18 protein-coding genes and 1 riboswitch are annotated in these 18,750 nt (G+C 62.3%); of the genes, 15 read left to right on the plus strand and 3 right to left on the minus strand.

The window, feature by feature from the left end; genetic code table 11:
• Positions 1–42 precede the first annotated feature (42 nt).
• A riboswitch (cobalamin riboswitch) is annotated at positions 43–251 on the plus strand.
• Between the two features lie 36 nt (positions 252–287).
• The 3 genes from ACR0EF_RS08810 to ACR0EF_RS08820 all read left to right on the plus strand — a co-directional run bounded on the left by ACR0EF_RS08810 (position 288) and on the right by ACR0EF_RS08820 (position 1,720).
• Complete coding sequence (locus ACR0EF_RS08810; protein WP_005981986.1) at positions 288–458, plus strand: CbtB domain-containing protein; 171 nt, start codon at positions 288–290, stop codon at positions 456–458.
• Between the two features lie 4 nt (positions 459–462).
• Complete coding sequence (locus ACR0EF_RS08815; RefSeq protein WP_170337718.1) at positions 463–1,161, plus strand: CbtA family protein; 699 nt, start codon at positions 463–465, stop codon at positions 1,159–1,161.
• Between the two features lie 64 nt (positions 1,162–1,225).
• A complete protein-coding gene (locus tag ACR0EF_RS08820; RefSeq protein WP_170370789.1) occupies positions 1,226–1,720 on the plus strand; it encodes a hypothetical protein in 495 nt (164 codons plus the stop codon).
• On the opposite strand, the gene ACR0EF_RS08825 is transcribed toward ACR0EF_RS08820, so the two are convergent.
• Positions 1,708–2,052 carry a DUF1636 family protein gene (locus ACR0EF_RS08825; protein ID WP_170370790.1) on the minus strand — a complete coding sequence of 115 codons (345 nt, stop codon included), beginning with the start codon at positions 2,050–2,052 and terminating at the stop codon, positions 1,708–1,710. The genes ACR0EF_RS08820 and ACR0EF_RS08825 overlap by 13 nt on opposite strands.
• Positions 2,053–2,196: 144 nt before the next feature.
• Between ACR0EF_RS08825 and ACR0EF_RS08830 the strand changes: the two genes are divergently transcribed.
• From ACR0EF_RS08830 to mdoH, 7 genes are all read left to right on the plus strand, one after another.
• Positions 2,197–2,658: a DUF302 domain-containing protein gene (locus ACR0EF_RS08830; protein WP_170358436.1), complete on the plus strand. Its 462-nt coding sequence runs from the start codon at positions 2,197–2,199 to the stop codon at positions 2,656–2,658.
• A 79-nt stretch (positions 2,659–2,737) separates the two neighbouring features.
• On the plus strand, positions 2,738–4,357 hold the full coding sequence (locus tag ACR0EF_RS08835) for a thiamine pyrophosphate-binding protein (protein WP_170370791.1): 1,620 nt from the start codon (positions 2,738–2,740) through the stop codon (positions 4,355–4,357).
• Positions 4,344–5,528, plus strand: coding sequence for a CaiB/BaiF CoA transferase family protein (locus ACR0EF_RS08840; RefSeq protein WP_170372156.1), 1,185 nt, complete (start codon positions 4,344–4,346; stop codon positions 5,526–5,528). Before ACR0EF_RS08835 ends, ACR0EF_RS08840 begins: the two co-directional genes overlap by 14 nt.
• A gap of 180 nt (positions 5,529–5,708) precedes the next feature.
• Positions 5,709–7,079: a tetratricopeptide repeat protein gene (locus ACR0EF_RS08845; RefSeq protein WP_170370793.1), complete on the plus strand. Its 1,371-nt coding sequence runs from the start codon at positions 5,709–5,711 to the stop codon at positions 7,077–7,079.
• 29 nt (positions 7,080–7,108) lie between these two features.
• Positions 7,109–8,326, plus strand: a complete 1,218-nt coding sequence (locus ACR0EF_RS08850) for an OpgC family protein (RefSeq protein ID WP_170370794.1) — start codon at positions 7,109–7,111, stop codon at positions 8,324–8,326.
• Entirely contained in the window at positions 8,323–9,822 is a 1,500-nt protein-coding gene (locus ACR0EF_RS08855) for an OpgD/OpgG family glucan biosynthesis protein (protein WP_170370795.1), read from the plus strand. Before ACR0EF_RS08850 ends, ACR0EF_RS08855 begins: the two co-directional genes overlap by 4 nt.
• Positions 9,810–11,690, plus strand: coding sequence for a glucans biosynthesis glucosyltransferase MdoH (mdoH, locus tag ACR0EF_RS08860; protein WP_170338174.1), 1,881 nt, complete (start codon positions 9,810–9,812; stop codon positions 11,688–11,690). Before ACR0EF_RS08855 ends, mdoH begins: the two co-directional genes overlap by 13 nt.
• On the opposite strand, the gene ACR0EF_RS08865 is transcribed toward mdoH, so the two are convergent.
• Together ACR0EF_RS08865 and ACR0EF_RS08870 are read right to left on the minus strand one after the other, a co-directional pair.
• Complete coding sequence (locus ACR0EF_RS08865; protein ID WP_170370796.1) at positions 11,691–12,506, minus strand: CE1 family esterase; 816 nt, start codon at positions 12,504–12,506, stop codon at positions 11,691–11,693. It abuts the gene before it with no gap.
• The gene (locus tag ACR0EF_RS08870; protein WP_170370992.1) at positions 12,506–12,961 is read right to left on the minus strand and encodes a rhodanese-like domain-containing protein; all 456 of its coding nucleotides are present in this window, start codon (positions 12,959–12,961) and stop codon (positions 12,506–12,508) included. Before ACR0EF_RS08870 ends, ACR0EF_RS08865 begins: the two co-directional genes overlap by 1 nt.
• A gap of 237 nt (positions 12,962–13,198) precedes the next feature.
• Here ACR0EF_RS08870 and ACR0EF_RS08875 point away from each other — a divergent pair, with 237 nt between their 5' ends.
• The 5 genes from ACR0EF_RS08875 to ACR0EF_RS08895 are packed head-to-tail and all read left to right on the plus strand — an operon-like array spanning position 13,199 to position 18,747.
• Positions 13,199–16,072 (plus strand): monovalent cation/H+ antiporter subunit A, encoded by a 2,874-nt coding sequence (locus ACR0EF_RS08875; RefSeq protein WP_170372154.1) that lies wholly within the window; start codon positions 13,199–13,201, stop codon positions 16,070–16,072.
• Positions 16,072–16,431, plus strand: a complete 360-nt coding sequence (locus ACR0EF_RS08880; protein ID WP_170337694.1) for a Na+/H+ antiporter subunit C — start codon at positions 16,072–16,074, stop codon at positions 16,429–16,431. The genes ACR0EF_RS08875 and ACR0EF_RS08880 overlap by 1 nt, the downstream gene beginning before the upstream one ends.
• Positions 16,428–17,984, plus strand: a complete 1,557-nt coding sequence (locus ACR0EF_RS08885) for a monovalent cation/H+ antiporter subunit D (protein ID WP_170372152.1) — start codon at positions 16,428–16,430, stop codon at positions 17,982–17,984. The genes ACR0EF_RS08880 and ACR0EF_RS08885 overlap by 4 nt, the downstream gene beginning before the upstream one ends.
• On the plus strand, positions 17,984–18,481 hold the full coding sequence (locus tag ACR0EF_RS08890; RefSeq protein ID WP_170337690.1) for a Na+/H+ antiporter subunit E: 498 nt from the start codon (positions 17,984–17,986) through the stop codon (positions 18,479–18,481). The genes ACR0EF_RS08885 and ACR0EF_RS08890 overlap by 1 nt, the downstream gene beginning before the upstream one ends.
• Entirely contained in the window at positions 18,478–18,747 is a 270-nt protein-coding gene (locus tag ACR0EF_RS08895; RefSeq protein ID WP_093962617.1) for a K+/H+ antiporter subunit F, read from the plus strand. Before ACR0EF_RS08890 ends, ACR0EF_RS08895 begins: the two co-directional genes overlap by 4 nt.
• The last annotated feature ends 3 nt before the right edge of the window (positions 18,748–18,750 follow it).

Genomic DNA, 18,750 nt, shown 5'->3' on the forward strand with positions numbered 1-18,750 from the left:
GCGAAACGTCGCAAATGGCGATTGCGCCACAGCGGCATTCACGTCTAAATGGACGGGTCTGGTCCTGCCGGAGACATCCGGATGCTAAGAGGGAATTTGGTGCGGCCTGCGCGCAGGTCAAATCCAAAGCCGCCCCCGCGACTGTAAGCGGTGAGCCCTGTTCAACCAGCCACTCCCGATCCGTTCGGGGGGAAGGCGAACAGAGGCGCTGACCCGCAAGCCAGGAGACCTGCCAGGCGAACAATGAAACACCGGCCGTCGGGTGCGGCGGCACAGGAGGACAGAAAATGACGACACAAACGCAAACCGCATCAACGGCACGCGCTGGCATTCTTTCGGCAGTGTTCGCGGCAGCCCTGGGCCTGGGGATCATCACCCTGGCCGGTCACGTTCAGGCATCGGCGCTGCATGACGCCGCGCATGACGTGCGCCACGCAACCGGCTTCCCCTGCCACTAAACCAATGTTCAGTCGCATTCTGACCAGCGCGTTGTTCGCTGGTGCTGCAGCCGGGTTGATCGTCGCCCTGCTGCAGTTGGTATTCGTGCAGCCCGTGTTGCTGCATGCTGAACTCTATGAATCCGGAGAGCTGGTGCATTTCGGAGCCGAAGCCGTCTCGGCCCATCCCGAACTGCCGGGCATGTTCTCGGACCTGACCCGCGACGGGCTGAGCGTGGTGTTCACCATGCTGACCTATACCGGCTATGCGCTGGTTCTGGTCGCCCTGATGTCGCTGGCCGAAGCGCAAGGCCACCCGGTTGACGGGCGCACGGGCGTGCTGTGGGGCCTGGCCGGTTTCATCGCCTTTCACCTGGCGCCGGGCTTCACCCTGGCCCCCGAGGTTCCGGGTGTTGCCGCAGCCGATGTGTTCGCGCGGCAGATCTGGTGGTGGGCAACCGTCGCGGCTGCTGGTGTGGCCATGTGGCTGATCGCCTTTGGTGGCAACATCGTCAGCTATCTGGTTGCGGCCGTGCTGTTGATGGCCCCGCACCTGATCGGCGCGCCGGAACCCGACGTGTTCACCGGGCCGGTTCCGACCGAGATCGGGGCCCTGTTCGCAGCACGCGCCTTTGGCGTCGGCCTTGTGGCCTGGGTGCTGCTGGGTTCGTTTGCCGGGTATTTCTGGCAAAGCGAGGGCAAGCGCGTCGAAGCCGCGGCCTGATCCCCGAAATCCCACGACCCGCCGGCGCCCAACCGGCGGGTCATTTGCTTTTCAAGGAAACATGATGACACGCTCGCTTGCTCTTTTCGCGATCGGTCTGGTCTTTGGTGGGGGTGCCGGGTTCGTGCTGGCCGCGGCCAACGGCGTCACCTTCGATGGCCACGACCATGCCGACCCCGCCCAACATGGCGGCCATCACGCCGAGGCCATGGCCCATGACCATAGCACCGCCATCAACCTGCCCGCCGGACCGGACGCGCCGGGGCTGGAGATCGCCGTCTCCCCCGACCCGATGGCGGGTTGGAACCTGCATGTGATGCCAAAAAACTTCCGCTTCTCGCCGGAGCACGCCTCGCTGGACGACAAGCCCGGCGAAGGCCATGCGCATGTCTATGTAAACGGCGTCAAGCTGGCACGGCTTTATGGCAACTGGATGCACATCCCGGACCTGCCCAAGGGCGAAACCACCATCGAGGTCTCGCTGAACGCCAACAGCCACAGCCCGCTGGCCGTGGATGGGGTGCCGGTCAGCGCCTCGGTCACGGTTCAGGTGGACTGAAACGCGGGGATCCGCGCCCGCAGACACAAGCGAAGCCGCCCGCACGGCCGGGCGTCTTCGATCCAGCCATTCGGGCTGTTCAGAATGGTCCGACAGGTCGCCGCAATGTCATCGGCATCGGCGACCGGATTGATTCCCGAAAACACGTAGGACGCAAGGCTCTCCCCCTGCATCGCCACCACGGTCGGCTCCTCGCACCCGCTGAAACAGGCATGCTCGGCAACCTCGACCTGCCCGTCCAGTCCCGCAGCGCGCAGAGCGCCAGATACGGCCTGACGCTCGGCCGGCAAGTCGCGCTCGCCCGCGCAGCTGCTGCAGATCAAAACACGCATGCCCCTCGCCTGCCTTTTCCGTTTCACACTGTCGCTTGTGCGGGTTTCGCACCCCCGGCGCAAGCCCGCCGCCCACGATATTGTGACTGTACGCACCCGGGAATTCGGGAAGACTTGGGCCAACTACGACCTGGAGAGCCCGTGATGAAACGTCTTATGTTTTTCCTCGGCCTGCTGGCGCTGCCCGCGCTTGCTGCCGATATCGAACCGCGGCCGGGTTGGGCCGTCCACCCGACGACCAAGACCCATGACGCGCTGGTGGCCGACACGATCGCAGCGGTCAAGGCAAACGGTCTGATCGTGGTCACCCAGGCCGGTCCGACCAAGGCCGCCGCCGCGCGCGGCATCACCATTCCGGGCAACCGGGTGATCGGGGTCTTCAACAACGACTATGCGGTGCGGGTTCTGGAACAATCGGTGCCCGCGATGATCGAGGCGCCGATCCGCCTGTACGTCACGGAAAACGAGGACGGGACCGCGACGCTGTCCTACAAAACGCCCACTTTGGTCTTTGCCCCCTACAACGGTGGCTCCGACGCCTTGCCCGCGATTGCCGCAGAGTTGGACGCCAAATTCGCCGCCATCGCCCAGATGGCTGTCAAATAGTCACACTGACGTGATGCGGCTTGCACCGGCCCGGAACCTCCGCAATCTGCTGCGCAACGGAACTTACGGAGCTTGTTCGATGCAGGACCTGTCCCCCCGCGCTGCGGACCTTCTGGCGCAACGGCTGTACGAGGCCGGGTGCCGCCACGCATTCGGCATGCCCGGGGGCGAGGTGTTGACCCTGGTCGATGCGCTGGAACAGGCCGGGATCACCTTTCACCTGACCAAGCACGAAAACTCGGCCGGGTTCATGGCCGAGGCGGTGCATCACCGCGATGGAGCGCCGGCGATTCTGGTGGCGACCCTAGGTCCGGGGGCCATGAACGGCATCAATGTCGTGGCCAACGCGCTGCAGGACCGGGTGCCGATGATCGTGCTGACCGGCTGCGTCGATGCCGACGAGGCGCTGACCTACACCCATCAGGTCATGGATCACGCGCAGGTCTATCGCTCGATTACAAAGGGTACGTTCACCCTGACGGCCAAGGGCGCCGACATCATCGCCGACAAAGCGGTGTCGCTGGCCACGCAGGCGCGACCGGGGCCGGTGCATATCGACGTACCGATCTCGGTCGCCGATACCCGGGTGTCTATCGCCAAGCGCCGACGGCTGACCCGGGCCGCCCGCGTCGCGCCCGAGGGCACATGCCTGGAGAAGGCCCGCCGCTGGGTGGCCGAGGCCGAGCGTCCGCTGGCGATCATCGGGCTGGACGTGCTGTATGACGACTCGCGCAGCGTGGTGCGGGCGTTTTTGGAACATTTCGGCATCCCGTTCGTCACGACCTACAAGGCCAAGGGCGTGGTGCCCGAGGATCACCCGCTGTGCCTGGGGGGCGCGGGGCTGTCGCCCTTGGCCGACACGCAGCTTGTGCCGCTGGTCGAACAGGCCGACCTGATCCTGTGCCTGGGCTATGACCCCATCGAAATGCGCCCCGGCTGGCGCGAGATCTGGGACCCGGACGAGAAACGCGTGATCGACATCTCGGCCGTGGTGAATGACCACTACATGCATCAGGCGGGGCTGAACCTGGTGGCCGATACCGGCGCCACGCTTGAGGCGATCGCCAAGGGCAACCCCGCCCGCCCGACCTGGCCCCAAGGCCAGCCGGCGCAGGCCAAGGCCGCCTTGGCCGCAGCCTTTCCGACCGATGACGACTGGGGCGCCGCCGCCGTGATCGCCGAGGCTCGCGATACCCTGCCCCCCGAAACCTTGGCCACCGCAGACAGCGGCGCGCACCGCATCCTTCTCAGCCAGATGTGGCAGTGCCCGGAGCCGCGCGGCCTGATCCAGTCTTCGGCGCTGTGCACGATGGGCTGCGCCGTTCCGATGGCGATCGGCCTGAAACTGGCCGAACCCGACCGCCCGGTCATCAGCTTTTCCGGCGATGCCGGGTTCCTGATGGTGGCCGGTGAGTTGTCGACCGCCGCGGAAATGGGAGGAAACCCGATCTTTCTGGTCTTTGTCGATGCCAGCCTGGCACTGATCGAACTGAAGCAGCGCCAGCGCCAGATGGGCAACCGGGGCGTCGATTTCGACCGGCATGACTATGCCGCGATGGGCCGGGCGTTCGGCGGCAACGGCCACACCGTGCGCAACCGTGCCGAACTGCGCGCTGCGCTGAAGGCCGCGATGGCCGCCGACACGTTAACCGTGATCGCCGCCGAGATCGACCGCGGAGGCTATGATGGCCGCATCTGAAGGGCCGCTGAAGGGCGTCAAGGTTCTGGATCTGTCACGCATTCTGGCCGGGCCGACCTGCACGCAGCTGCTGGGCGATCTGGGCGCCAGCGTGATCAAGGTGGAAAACCCGGCCACCGGGGGCGACGATACCCGCCAATGGGGGCCGCCCTATGTCACCGACGCGGATGGCAACCCGACCGATCTGAGCGCCTATTTCATGGCTGCGAACCGCAACAAGAAGTCCGTCGCCATCGACATCGCAACGCCCGAGGGGCAGGCACAGATCCGGCGGCTGGCCTCTCATGCTGACATCCTCATCGAGAATTTCAAACCCGGCGGGCTGGCCAAATACGGGCTGGACCATGAAACCCTCTCGCGGGACTTTCCGGGGCTGATCTACTGTTCGATCTCGGGCTACGGCCAGACCGGGCCGAACGCGGCCAAGCCGGGCTATGACCTGATGGCGCAGGGCTATGGCGGGATCATGTCGCTGACGGGCGAGCCGGAAGGAGCCCCTATGAAAGTGGGCGTTGGCATCGCCGACGTGATGTGTGGCATGTACGCGACCGTCGGCATACTGGCGGCGCTGCGCCACCGGGATCAGACCGGCGAAGGCCAGCAGATCGACATCGCACTGGTCGACAGCCAGATCGCATGGCTGATCAACGAGGGCGTGAACTATCTGACCTCGGGCCAGGTTCCACAGCGGCGCGGCAATGGGCACCCCAACATCGTGCCCTACGATGTCTACGAAACGGCTGATGGCCACGTCATTCTGGCCGTGGGAAATGACAGCCAGTTCCAGCGCTTCTGCGGTTTTCTGGAGTTGAGCCACCTGCCCGACGACGCGCGGTTCGCCACCAACCCGGCCCGGCTGGAACACCGCAATGCATTGAACGCCGTTCTGCGGCCCGCGCTGCTGCGGCTGGAGACCAAGGCCGTCATCGAAGGCCTCGAGGCATTGAAAGTGCCGGTCGGGCCGGTTCAGACGCTGGATCAGGTCTTTGCCTCGGACCAGGTGGCGGCGCGGGGGATGCAAGTGGAAATGCCAGCCCGGCCCGGCCCGGTGCGTCTGATCGGGAATCCATTGAAGTTGTCCCGCAGCCCGGTGACCTACCGCTCGGCTCCGCCCGAGTTCGGCGCTGACACGCAAGCGGTTCTGAACGCGGAAAACCCCTTCGAGAATTGAAACACTCTGCCTTTTTCGGCGGCAAGTCGCTGAAACATGTCATTGAATCGGCGATTTTTTTCGCTTTTTGCGAACACAAGCTTTCACCAATTCGAGAGCAGGCCCGATACTGTTACGTCCCGTCTGCACACTCTGCTAAGTCCAAGAGTGTGAGTTTTTGCAACCAGATTGGACCCAAGCATGCAGCAAGATGTTTTCGGACAGATGAACACCCTGACCCACCCGGACAACGCCGAAGCGTGGAATGGTGTTCTGCTTGGTTTCATGGCGCACGCAGCGGTTACACCTCAGCATCTGGGCAAGGTGCTTGAGCTTGAACCGGGCTTTGCGCTTGGACATGCCATCAAGGGGCTGTTCATGGTTCTGTTGGGTCGCAGGGAAATGATGGAGGTCGCCCATCAGGCCGCCGCCGCCGCAAAGAATGCGGCCGCTGAGCAGCCGATTTCGGCCCGCGAGACATTGTATCTTGAGGCCCTGGATCACTGGCTGGCAGGCCAGCCCACCCGCGCCGTGCAAATCTTCGAGGCAATTCTGCGCACTCACCCCGAGGACACGCTGGCCATGAAACTCAGCCACGCGACCCGTTTCGTGTTGGGTGACTCCGCAGGAATGCGACGCTCGATCGAACGGGTTCTGCCAGCCTATGCGCCCGATCACCCCGGTCGTGGATACCTGCTTGGGTGCCATTCGTTTGCGTTGGAAGAAACCGGTGCCTATGAAAAGGCCGAGATCGCAGGGCGGCAGGCTCTGTGGATGGTCTCGGACGATGCGTGGGGCCTACACGCAGTCGCCCACGTGCACGAAATGACGGGCAATGCGCAATCCGGTCTGGACTGGCTGGCCGGGCGCGAGGCTGCCTGGTCCCACTGCAACAACTTCCGGTATCATGTGTGGTGGCACAAAGCGTTGATGCATCTGGATCTGGGTCAGATCGACCAGGTGCTTGATCTGTACGACCACGAGATTCGCCAGGACAAGACAGATGACTATCGCGATATTTCGAATGCGACCTCGCTGTTGTCGCGGCTCGAGCTTGAAGGGGTGGACATTGGCACCCGATGGGAAGAACTGGCCGACCTGAGCGCCGCCCGCACCGAAGACGGCTGTCTGATTTTCGCCGATTTGCATTACCTTCTGGCACTGACTGGTGACAACAGGCCCGACTCGACCGCCAAGTTATTGGCCCGCATTCACAAGGACTCCCAACAGCCCGCAACCGACACGGCACGTCGCATGGCCGACCCGGGCTTGGCCGCCGCCATTGGCCTTGAGGCATTTGGAAAAGGCGATTATCTCCAAGCCTTCGAGCATCTTGCAAATGCGCGAAATTCGATGCAATTGGCCGGCGGCAGTCACGCCCAGAGGGATGTTTTTGAACGCATTACAATCGATTCCGGCCTGCGTGCCGGACGCCTCGATGATGTCGAGCGCATTTTGGACGACCGCAAGGCCAAACGGTCCGGCACCGAAGACAATTACGCCCTCGCGCGCCGCGCTCTAATCAGTTCGGCCCGCGACCAATCCGGTGTGCAAAGCGTACCGGCTGAATAACAAGACGACCACAAAGGACAGAGAAACGAATGGCGACCGCATCGCCCGCTTCTGATTTTGCGCCGGTGGCGGCATCCTCCGCCCCCGCTGCCTCAACCCGCGACCCGCGGCTGGATTTCTATCGCGGTATTGCGATGTTCATCATCCTGATCGCGCACATCCCGAACGACCCTTGGGCCAGATGGATCCCGGCCCGTTTCGGATTCTCGGACGCGACTGAAATCTTTGTTTTCTGCTCGGGCATGGCTTCGGCGATCGCCTTTGGCGGCGCGTTCGAACGCAAGGGCTGGTGGATGGGGACTGCCCGGGTCAGCTTCCGCATCTGGCAAGTCTACTGGGCCCATATCTGCCTGTTTTTCTTTGTCGCCATGTCCATGGCGGCGCTGGATCTGTCCGGAGCCTTCGACAAAAGCTATGTCTCGGGATTGAACCTGCAGCATTTCTTCAACGACCCGATGCCACAGATGGTGGGGCTGTTCACCCTGACTTATGTGCCGAACTATTTCGACATCCTGCCGATGTACCTAGTCGTTCTGGCAATGATGCCGATGTTCATGGGGCTGTCGCGCCTCAGCATCTGGGCGGTCGGGTTGGTCTCGGTCGCGATCTGGCTGGTGGCGCAGACCGGAATGTTGGCGCTTCCGGCCGAACCGTGGTCGGACCGCCAGTGGTTCTTCAACCCGTTTGGATGGCAGTTGCTGTTTTTCACTGGCTTTGCATTCATGCGAGGCTGGATTCCCGCGCCGCCGGTTTCCAAGACGCTGATCTGGGCCGCGGCATTGTTCCTCGTCCTCTCGGCCCCGTTCGGATCGTGGAAAGTGTTCTTGTGGGTCCAAGCGGCCGCACCGGATCTTGCCGAAAACATCCGAAAGGTCTGGCCCCTGACAAGCGAACTGCGCGAAAAAACAGATTTCGGCCTGTTCCGGTACATGCATTTCCTGTCGCTGGCCTACCTGGGATGGGTGGCTGCTGGGCAACATGGGCATCGCCTGATCGCCACCGGCAACACGATCGGCGCGCAGCTGTGGCGATGGATCCTGAAGCAGATCACCAAAGTGGGCCAGCAGTCCTTGGCGGTTTTTGTATTTTCCATGGCAGCAGCACGACTTATCGGCGTTTTCCTCGACGAATTTGGGCGGGATTTTGCCACCGTTCTGGCCGCAAATCTAATTGGATTTGCATTGATCATCGGCGTGGCTTATCTGGCCGCTTGGTTCAAATCACACCCATGGAAATCGAAGTCATGAAGTTCACGCGTCGTGCATTCCTTGCGTCGACTACGGCGCTGGCCTTCGCCCCGGCCACCTTTGCCACCGGTGGCGGGGTGCCATTCGACCGGGCCGACATCATCGCCCTTGCCCGCGATCTGGCCAGCCGCCCCTACGAGGCGCGCGAAACCGTTCCGCAGGCGTGGCAGGACCTCACCTACGAACAGTACCGCTCCATCCGATTCCGGCTGGACCGTGCGCTTTGGTACGGGACCGATACGCCGTTCAACGTCGATTTCTTCACCCCCGGCCTCTACTTTCCGCGAACCGTTCAGGTCTCGGCGGTTGAGAACGGGATGACCGCGCCGGTTGCCTTCGACCTCGAGATGTTCGACCGGGCCGAGGATGTCCCCGATCTGCCCGTAGACGAAACGCTGGGTTTTTCGGGTTTCCGGCTGCGCACCGAGATGCATCGCCCTGGCAAGACGGACGAGTTCTGCGTCTTTCAGGGAGCCAGCTATTTCCGTGCCATCGGCCTGCACGAGGTCTATGGTCTGTCGGCCCGTGGTCTTGCACTAAAAACCGGGGATCCCGAGGGCGAAGAATTTCCGGATTTCATCCGATTTTGGCTGGAGCGCCCAAAGCCCGGCCAGCGCAACATGATCGTTCACGCCCTGATGGACAGCCCCAGTGTGACCGGCGCCTACCGGTTCGATATCTCGGCCGGCGCTGACTGCATCATGGAGGTGCAGGCAACCTTGTTTGCTCGGGAAGAACTTCCCCATGTAGGGATCGCTCCGGGGACGTCGATGTTCCTGTTCGATCAGACCAATCACAACCGGTTCGACGATTTCCGTCCGGCCGTGCACGACAGCGACGGGCTGATGATCCGAAACGGGGCGGGAGAAGTGATTTGGCGCCCGCTCGCCAATCCCAAGCGATTGCAGGTGTCCTCATTCGTCGACATGAATCCGCGCGGGTTCGGACTGATGCAGCGCAAACGCGCGTTTTCCGACTATGCCGACCTCGAGGCGCAATACCACAAGCGCCCCGGGCTTTGGGTCGAGCCGATGGGCGATTGGGGTAAAGGTACGGTCACTCTGGTCGAAATTCCGGCCGATCAGGAGATCTACGACAACATTGTCGCCTATTGGCGTCCTGCGGAACCGGTCGCTGCCGGTGCTCAGCTCGACTTGTCGTACCGCCTGATCTGGGGCGAGGAACCTCAGCGGACCGCCATGCCGCGGGTGATCAACACCGCAATGGGCGAGAACACTTTCGGCGAAGGACGGCTTGCGGTGATCGACTTCGAAGCCAGCGAGTTGTTCGACGATCCGGACGTCCTCAGCGTGTTCGTGCAGTCGCCTCATGCGGAAACTTCGGACGGGGTTCTGCAACGCAACCCGGATACGGGCGGTTTGCGTCTGGCCTTCTCGTTTCAGCCCGGCGACCGCGACCACGTCGAATTGCGCGCGCAACTGAGGCTGGGTGACGAGCCCGCCTCGGAAGTCTGGATGTACAGATGGACAGCATAATCCCGGACCTGAAAATCATGCCGCCCGAGGCACCGCTGGCAATGCCGGAGCAGGACTTTGGCGCCGGGTTTCGGGACGCCCAAGCACCTGCGGATGCCCGCCGGTCGTCGGCTGGCCTTTGGCGCGCATTGGCGTTTTCCCCTGCCATGGCCGCCTCGGTTGCTTTGCTGTGGGTCATGGCGGACTGGTTCGACGCCGAAGGGATAAACGTGGTCGAAGCCATCCTGTTGGCATTGATTTCGTTCAATTTTTTCTGGATTTCCTTCACGGTCTGCACCGTCCTTCTGGGCATGGTCTCTCTGGCCCGGCAAGAGCGTCCGGTACGGCAGGGTCGCGCGCAACCACTGCGGGTCGCTTTGCTGATGCCCGTCTACAACGAAGTGCCGTGGAACGTGTTGGGCAATGCCCGCACGATGCTCGAAGAACTGCGCGCCCGAGGGGGCAAGCATCACTATGCGATGTTCATCCTGTCCGACACCCGCGATCCGGAAATCGCGGCCCAGGAACAGGCCAGCATCGAGGCGCTGCGTACCACGCTGGCCCCGGGTCTTGAGCTGTATTACCGACGCAGGGAACAGAATACGGACCGCAAGGTCGGCAATATAGCTGATTGGGTCAGCCGCTGGGGTGGCGCTTGGGATGCAATGCTGGTTCTGGACGCCGACAGCTTGATGACCGGGCGCGCGATCGCGCGGCTGACCGACGCGCTGGCCCGCGATCCCGGCGCCGGCCTGATCCAAAGCTATCCGCAGCTGATCGGTGCCCAGTCCGTCTTTGCCCGGATGCAGCAATTCGCCAATGGTGTATACGGCATCGCATTTGCAGAGGGCCTGTCCCGTTGGTGTGGCCAGGAAGGCAACTATTGGGGCCACAACGCCATCATCCGTACCAAGGCCTTTGCGACCTGTGCGGGTCTGCCCAAGCTGCGCTCGCTCTCGGGCCAGGAACAACTGATCATGAGCCACGACTTCGTCGAGGCCGGGTTGCTGCGCCGCGCCGGTTGGGGCGTTCGCTTTCTGCCGCGCATCCGAGGCTCGTACGAGGAAACACCGCCGACATTGATCGACCACGCCCTACGCGACCGCCGCTGGTGCCAGGGCAATCTGCAGCATCTGCGTCTGCTCGGCTCGACCGGGTTTCGGGCCGTGTCGCGGTTTCATCTGTTCCACGGCGCCGTCGGATACCTGATGTCACCCTTGTGGTTCGCACTGCTGGTCATGTGGGCGTTGATCGGTCAGGGCAAGGATGCTTCGGTGCTGCACTATTTCAGCCCGGACAATCCGATGTTCCCCCAGTGGCCGGAAATGACCGAAACGCGGCATGTTCTGATCATCCTTGTCATGTACGCGATGCTGCTGGCCCCCAAGATTCTGGGTGCCCTGGCATTGCCCCTCAGCGGTGTTCGCTATGAAGATTTCGGCGGCCGGACCCGGTTTCTTGCGTCATTCCTGTTCGAGGTCGTGCTGTCGATCCTGTACGCACCGATCCTTATGGTGCAGCAGATGATCGCCGTGTTCCGCACCCTTCTCGGTGTGCAAAAAGGTTGGACTCCGCAGGCACGGGATGGCGGCACCTATGGGCTGCGGACGCTGATCGTGTGTCACGCGCTCGAAACCATCAGCGGCCTCGCGCTGAGCGCGGGTATCCTCGCCGGGTTGGTCTCGGTCTGGCTGGCTCCAATCGCCATCAGCCTGACCTTTGCGGTACCGCTCTCCGCTCTCAGCGGCGTATCTGCCGCTGCGGCGCGTCGCATGGTCGGCATGCCCGAGGATTTCCACGAGCCCGCCATCACGCGGGCGGCACGTTCGCATCGCAACGAGTTGAAACGCCTGATCGAGGGCAAGGGAACCATGACCCCGGCGGAATGATCACCCGCCGGGCAACCCTTCGTACCAATCCACCATCATGTCGGCCCAACCCCGAGGGACGGAATGACCGCCGGGAAACAGCGCGAACTCCAATGCGCTGCCGTCAGCACAGGCGGTCCACTTGCGGCGCATGAACTGGCCTGTCGTCGAAAACCCGTCCGGACGGTTGTCGGCGCATTCGTTGGCCTGCCGCCAGATCTCGAGCCCGGCGAAGATATCGCCCTGAAGGAACCGACCGCCGCCCAGTGCGCGCCCCTCTAGCGGCACCACGTTGTCGGTCCAGCCATGTGTGTGAAAAAGGCGCACGGGCCCCGCGCAGCTTTCGGGATGCGGACGCCAGAATCCGCCTGAGACCGGCACGTAGGCCGAGAATGTCTCGGGATCGGCGCAGGCCAAATAGTTCACCATGAAGCCGCCGGCCGAGAATCCCCCCAGCACCACGCGATGGTCATCGACCCCGAACCGTTGGACCGCATCCGCAACAACCTCCTTCAGGAACGCGGCTTCGTCTCGCCCGTCCCACCCCGGATAGAAGTTCCAGCTTTTTCGACCGTTCCGCTCGGCCCCCTCGGGGGCCATGACCGCATATCCCCGCGCCAGCAAGGGTTCGACCATACCGCGGTTTTTCATGGTTCCCTGCGCGCTGCCGCCATACCCATGCAGGAACACGACCAATGGAGGGTTGGAAGCTTCCGGCAACTCGATGCGATAGCTTCCGGAGTCCGTCTCGCAAACACCCTGATCCTGCCCACACGCGGCCAATGCCGGAGTTGCGGCCGTTGCGAACAACACGGCCAACAGATCCCTGAGCCTCATCACGCCCCCTCCGAATACGCCTGCACCGGCAGCCCGGCCCGCACCCAGCCCGGACCTGCGGCTGACCCCAGCATCCCTTCGGGCACGTCAAGGATGTTGCCGTAGCCCGCCTCGGTCAACCTGTTGCCAAGCCGCGCTGACCGCACACCACGGGCGCAGATCACGGCAATCGGCCGCCCCTTGTCACCGCCGGACAGGCGATCCAACGCATCCAGAAAGTCTTCACGGCGCATGTCCAGCGGTTGAGCGCCCTGCCCGATGCCTGAGGCACGCCATTCGCGCGGAGTCCGGATGTCGAGCAACAGGATTTCCCCCGCAACAGCCTTTTCATGCGCCTGAGCGACGGTCAACTTACCGCCAGAAAAGTCTTCGGGGATCAGACGGTATTCACGGAACGCAAAACCCGCGAGAACAGCGGCTGCGCCCCCAAGGAACACGCCTCTGCGGCTGAGCATGGTTTTGATCGCCAATGTGCACCCTCCGGTTTTTCCACGCCGGTTTTATCACGGGTCCGCCTCCGGCGCTGCGCCGAAAAGCCGGGCGCAGATCAAGTTCGCGTCATTTTCGCGCAGGCTTTAGCTGAAAAATCGCGGGGAGTAGTGCAAGGTGAAAAACTTGCAATAGCTGGACAGTCAATAAATTATCCTTACAAAATCAACAGCACCCTGACCGCTCAGCCCGGAGTATCGCACTTGTCCCTATTCCTTATCGCGGCCCTTCCCTTCCTCGGAGCTGTCTTTCCCGCCCTGCTGATCCGCGCCGGGCGCAACGCAGCCGCGTCGGCAGCGGGATTGACCACGTTTCTGGCCTTGATGGGGCTGCTGATTCATATCCCAGACGTCATGAACGGCGCGGTGGTCACCGCGCGGTTCGACTGGATTCCAGGGCTGGGGTTGAACGCCAATTTCATGCTGGACGGGCTGGGATTTCTGTTCGCGCTGCTGATCCTTGGCATTGGTCTGCTGATCATCCTGTACGCGCGGTTCTACCTGTCGCGTGAAGACCCAATGGGGCAATTCTATACCTATCTCCTGCTGTTCCAGGGCGCGATGGTCGGTATCGTTCTGTCCGACAACATACTGCTTTTGCTGGTTTTCTGGGAATTGACCTCGCTCAGTTCGTTCTTGCTCATCGGCTATTGGAAACACCTGCCCGAAGGTCGCCAGGGCGCGCGGATGGCGCTGGCGGTCACCGGGTCCGGCGGGCTGGCGATGATCGCAGGAATGCTGATCCTGGGCAATATCGTGGGGTCCTATGACCTGAGCGTGATCTTGCAGAACCGGGAGCTGATCCAGTCTTCGCCCTACTACCTGCCGGCGTTGATACTGATCCTGCTGGGATGTTTCACCAAGTCGGCCCAGTTCCCGTTCCATTTCTGGCTGCCGCATGCAATGGCCGCTCCAACGCCGGTTTCGGCCTATCTGCACTCGGCCACGATGGTGAAGGCTGGCCTGTTTCTGATGGCGCGCATGTGGCCGGTTCTGGCCGGAACCGAGGCGTGGTTCTACATCGTCGCCACCACCGGCCTGGTGACCATGCTGATCGGCGCGGTGATCGCGCTGTTCAAGGATGACCTCAAGGCGTTGCTGGCGTTTTCGACGGTGTCGCATCTGGGGCTGGTCACGATGCTGCTGGGCTTTGGCACCAAGATCGCGGTCGTGGCCGCCATCTTTCACATCATCAACCACGCCACCTTCAAGGCCGCCCTGTTCATGACCGCCGGGATCGTGGACCACGAAACCGGCACCCGGGACATCAAGCGCCTGGGCGGCCTGCGCCATTTGATGCCGATCACCTTTTCGATTGGAACAATCGCCGCATTGTCCATGGCAGGGATTCCACCTTTGAACGGATTCCTGTCGAAGGAAATGATGCTGGAAGAAACCGTGCACACGGTCTGGCGAAACTCGCACTATCTGGTGCCAGCCCTTGCCCTGGTAGCCGCGATCTTCTCTGCCGCATATTCCTTCCGGTTCGTGTCCCACGTCTTCCTGGGCCCTGAACGCGAGGATTACCCTGCGCACCCGCATGACCCGCCGGTGGGGCTGTGGCTGGCTCCGGCATTCCTGGTCGTGCTGGTCGTGCTGATCGGCCTGAACTCGGCCGCCATCGTCGGCCCCTTGGTTGCGGTTGTGTCTTCCGCGGTGATCGGCGGCGAGAAGCTGCCCTATTACTCACTGAAGCTGTGGCACGGGTTCACGCCTGCCTTGTACATGTCGATCGTCGCAACTTTTGGCGGCCTCTTCCTGTTGGCTTTGCACCGCCGCGGCGAGCAGGTCTGGAATATCCTGCCCCGCCCCGAGGCCAAGACCATCTTCGACGCCGTGATCGGCGGATTGACCGCCGCCAGCCGGTGGATCACGGACGAGCTGCACAACGGTGTCATCAGCCGCTATGCGATCATCCTGATCGCCTTTACGGTCGGCCTTGGATACTATGCCTATTCGACCGGCACGATTGGCGTGGAAACGCGGGTTCCGCTGCCGGCTCCAATCATTCCGATCATCGGCTGGCTGTGCCTGATCGTGGCGACGATGGGCATCATGTGGTTCCACCGGAACCGTTTGCTGTCGCTTGTTTTGATCGGTGTCGTCGGCCTGATCGTGTCGATGGCCTTCAACTATCTGTCCGCGCCTGATCTAGCCCTGACGCAGATCTCGGTCGAAGTCGTCACGATGATACTGCTGCTGCTGTCGCTGAATTTCCTGCCGACCGAGACCCCATGGGACAGCAGCGCGGCACGGCGTTGGCGTGATGCCGCCATTTCGGTAGTGGCCGGTATCGGCGCCGGGGGCTTGATCTATGCGCTCATGCTGCGCGATTTCGCCTTCCCGACGATTTCGGAGTTCCACCTGGCCAATTCCTACAAGGGTGGCGGAGGCACCAACGTGGTCAACGTGATCCTGGTGGACTTCCGGGGATTTGATACCTTCGGCGAGATCATCGTGCTGGGGATCGCGGCCTTGATCATCTTTGCCCTGACCGAGGCCGTGCTGGGCACCAGTGTCCGCGCCTACCTGCTGAACCGCAAACCGCACTGGCCCCAGTCAGGTGACTCACACCCGCTGATGATGGTTGTTGCCACACGTGTGATGATGCCGATCGCCCTTATGGTGGGCGCCTACATCTTCTTCCGGGGGCACAACCAGCCCGGAGGCGGGTTCATCGCCGGTCTGGTGGTCGCGATCGCCTTCCTGATGCAGTACATGGCCAGTGGCTATACCTGGGCGATCGAGCGGCAGCGGTTCTACTACCATGGCACAATCGGCTGGGGCGTTTTGATCGCTGCAGCCACGGGTTTGGGCGCCTGGTTCAACGAGCGGCCCTTCCTGACCAGCGATTTCGGCTATCTGCATTGGCCACCGCTGGAAGAGTTCGAATGGGCCACGGCCATGCTGTTCGACACAGGCGTGTTCCTGGCCGTTCTGGGCGCCGTAATGCTGGCTCTTGACAGCCTGTCGCGGTTCGCGTGGCGGCCGGGCATGGCGCAGGAATTCCCGATGGACATCAACCCGTTGCGGGATGATCTGGCCGAAGAGCAAGAAAAAGCGAAGGAGCAGGGCTGATGGAAGCACTCGTCGCATCGGCCGTTGGCGTTCTGACCGCCGCAGGGATCTTTCTGATCCTGCGCCGTCGGACCTTTCCGGTCATCCTGGGCCTGTCTCTGCTGACCTATGCGGTCAACGTGTTCCTGTTCGCCACGGGACGGCTGGCCGTGAACGCGCCTGCAGTTCTGAACAAATACGAAGAGGTTCCCTATACTGATCCATTGCCGCAGGCCCTTGTGCTGACGGCGATTGTGATCTCGTTCGGGATGACAGCTGTGATCGTGATGATCGCTCTGGGCGCCTACCTGTCTTCGAAGGATGACCATATAGACATGGCCGCGCAGGACAGCGTGGATGACGCAGGAGAAGACGCATGAACCACTGGATCGTTGCGCCGATCGTCCTGCCCGCGATCCTGGCCCCCTTCATCATCATGGTTCTGCGGTACCATCTGGACCTGCAGCGTATCTTTTCAGTCGCCGGTGTGGTGGGCTTGCTCGGCATCGCGCTGACCATCACTGCGCAGGCGGCGGGCGGCGAGATTCATGTCTACGAACTGGGCGATTGGCCAGCCCCGTTTGGCATTGTTTTAGTCCTTGACCGACTGTCCGCGATGATGGTGCTGCTGACGGCGTTGCTAGCCTTGCCTGTCGTGCTGTACGCCATCGCGTCCGGTTGGGACGAACGCGGCAATCACTTTCACCCGTTGTTCCAATTCCAGCTTATGGGTGTCTGCGGCGCCTTCCTGACCGGGGACGCTTTCAACCTGTTCGTGTTTTTCGAGGTATTGCTGATCGCCTCCTACGGCCTGATGACCCATGGCGGCGGCGCGGTACGTCTGAAGGCCGGGGTGCAATACGTCACCTACAACCTCTTGGGGTCAACTCTGTTCCTGTTTGCATTGGGCACGATCTATTCGGTGACCGGTACCCTGAACATGGCCGACCTCGCCGTGCGCGTCGCGGAAATTCCGGCCGAAGACACCGCCCTGTTGCGCGTGGGTGCGGTTCTTCTGCTGCTGGTCTTCTGCATCAAGGCCGCTGTCCTGCCGCTGCATTTCTGGCTGCCGGCCAGCTATGCCAACGCGCCGCTGCCAGTTGCCGCGCTGTTTGCGATCATGACCAAGGTGGGGGCCTATTCGATCCTGCGGGTCTATACTTTGGCATTCGGCCCGGATGTTGCCGTCACCGAAGGACTGGTTGGTGACTGGCTACAACCTGCCGCGCTGGTGACCCTTGCCATCGGCTCGATCGGTATTCTGGGCACGCGGCACATCGCGCGCATGGTTGCGTTTTGCGCCATCGCCTCGATGGGAACGCTGCTGGTGGCTATTTCCTTGTTCACCGAGACGGCCACAGCCGCCGCTCTGTACTACGTCTACCATTCAACCTTGGCGACCGCGCTGCTGTTCCTGGTGGCCGATCTGGTGATGGAACGTCGTGGAGGGGCCATTGCGCCCCGCACGCCGATGCCGCAAAGCGGACTGATCTCGGCGCTGTTCTTCGTTGGAGCCATAGCGATGGCGGGCATGCCGCCTTTGTCGGGGTTCATCGGCAAGCTTCTGGTGCTGGATGCGTCTTGGTTTGCGCCGGATGCCACTGCGGTCTGGGCGGTCGTTCTGATCGGGTCCTTCGTCACCATCGTAGGTCTGGCCCGCGCCGGATCCCTGATCTTCTGGAAAAGCTATGACGCCAGCACCCAGATCGAACCGGAACCCGAAACCGAGGCCACCAACGATGATGAACCCCCGCACCGGCCCGCGCCTGAACCGCAGCCGGGGCTGGCGTTCACCTCGGTGTTCGGAGTGGTTCTGGGCCTCGTCCTGCTGACCCTGTTCGCCGGACCCTCGCTGGACTACACTCGCAAGACCGCCGCGCAACTGTTCGCGCCGGAACAGTACATCTCGGCCGTATTGGGAAGGGAAGACTGATGAAACTGCTGCGCCGGATATTCCCCCACCCGCATCTGAGCTTCCTGCTGACTCTGGTCTGGGTGCTGTTGGCCAACGCGCCCTCGCTGAACTCGTTGGTGTTTGGATTGCTTCTGGGGATCATCATTCCCTTCATCACCCAACCCTACTGGCCCGACCGGCCCATCCTGCGGAACTGGCCCATGGTCGTTGAGTACATGATCGTGGTTCTGTGGGACATCGTGGTGGCCAACGTGACCGTGGCCCGCATCATCCTGTTCAAACGCGACGCGGACAGACAACCGAACTGGATCTCGATCCCGCTGGAACTGCGCACACCCGAAGCGATCACGGTACTGGCTGGAACCATCACCATGACTCCGGGCACCGTCAGTTGCGACCTCTCGGCCCAAGGGCATTGTCTGCTGGTCCATTGCCTGGACGCTCCGGATCCGGGCGCGGTACGAGACCAGATCAAGCAGCGTTACGAGCGCCGCCTGAAGGAGATTTTCGAATGATCGAATATGCAATCTATTTTGCCTTTGCCTGCTTTGGGGCCGCGATCATGATGTGCCTGTGGCGGATCATCACCGCCGACGGTGTGGGAACGCGAGTGCTCGCCCTTGATACGATGGTGATCAACACCATCGCCCTGATGATCCTGTACGGCCTGCATCTGGGCACCGAGATCTTTTTCGAAGCCGCCATGATCATTGCCATGCTGGGCTTTGTTTCGACCGTGGCCTATGCGCGCTTTATGCTGCGCGGCAACATCATCGAGTGAGGC

The organism is Ruegeria sp. CG8 (assembly GCF_056537165.1).

What these genes read in the sequence shown, in the direction of transcription:
- ACR0EF_RS08810 (WP_005981986.1), top strand. Translation starts at nt 288, where the DNA reads ATGACGACACAAACGCAAACCGCATCAACGGCACGCGCTGGCATTCTT.
- ACR0EF_RS08815 (WP_170337718.1), top strand. Translation starts at nt 463, where the DNA reads ATGTTCAGTCGCATTCTGACCAGCGCGTTGTTCGCTGGTGCTGCAGCC.
- ACR0EF_RS08820 (WP_170370789.1), top strand. Translation starts at nt 1,226, where the DNA reads ATGACACGCTCGCTTGCTCTTTTCGCGATCGGTCTGGTCTTTGGTGGG.
- ACR0EF_RS08825 (WP_170370790.1), bottom strand. Translation starts at nt 2,052, where the DNA reads ATGCGTGTTTTGATCTGCAGCAGCTGCGCGGGCGAGCGCGACTTGCCG.
- ACR0EF_RS08830 (WP_170358436.1), top strand. Translation starts at nt 2,197, where the DNA reads ATGAAACGTCTTATGTTTTTCCTCGGCCTGCTGGCGCTGCCCGCGCTT.
- ACR0EF_RS08835 (WP_170370791.1), top strand. Translation starts at nt 2,738, where the DNA reads ATGCAGGACCTGTCCCCCCGCGCTGCGGACCTTCTGGCGCAACGGCTG.
- ACR0EF_RS08840 (WP_170372156.1), top strand. Translation starts at nt 4,344, where the DNA reads ATGGCCGCATCTGAAGGGCCGCTGAAGGGCGTCAAGGTTCTGGATCTG.
- ACR0EF_RS08845 (WP_170370793.1), top strand. Translation starts at nt 5,709, where the DNA reads ATGCAGCAAGATGTTTTCGGACAGATGAACACCCTGACCCACCCGGAC.
- ACR0EF_RS08850 (WP_170370794.1), top strand. Translation starts at nt 7,109, where the DNA reads ATGGCGACCGCATCGCCCGCTTCTGATTTTGCGCCGGTGGCGGCATCC.
- ACR0EF_RS08855 (WP_170370795.1), top strand. Translation starts at nt 8,323, where the DNA reads ATGAAGTTCACGCGTCGTGCATTCCTTGCGTCGACTACGGCGCTGGCC.
- mdoH (WP_170338174.1), top strand. Translation starts at nt 9,810, where the DNA reads ATGGACAGCATAATCCCGGACCTGAAAATCATGCCGCCCGAGGCACCG.
- ACR0EF_RS08865 (WP_170370796.1), bottom strand. Translation starts at nt 12,506, where the DNA reads ATGAGGCTCAGGGATCTGTTGGCCGTGTTGTTCGCAACGGCCGCAACT.
- ACR0EF_RS08870 (WP_170370992.1), bottom strand. Translation starts at nt 12,961, where the DNA reads ATGCTCAGCCGCAGAGGCGTGTTCCTTGGGGGCGCAGCCGCTGTTCTC.
- ACR0EF_RS08880 (WP_170337694.1), top strand. Translation starts at nt 16,072, where the DNA reads ATGGAAGCACTCGTCGCATCGGCCGTTGGCGTTCTGACCGCCGCAGGG.
- ACR0EF_RS08885 (WP_170372152.1), top strand. Translation starts at nt 16,428, where the DNA reads ATGAACCACTGGATCGTTGCGCCGATCGTCCTGCCCGCGATCCTGGCC.
- ACR0EF_RS08890 (WP_170337690.1), top strand. Translation starts at nt 17,984, where the DNA reads ATGAAACTGCTGCGCCGGATATTCCCCCACCCGCATCTGAGCTTCCTG.
- ACR0EF_RS08895 (WP_093962617.1), top strand. Translation starts at nt 18,478, where the DNA reads ATGATCGAATATGCAATCTATTTTGCCTTTGCCTGCTTTGGGGCCGCG.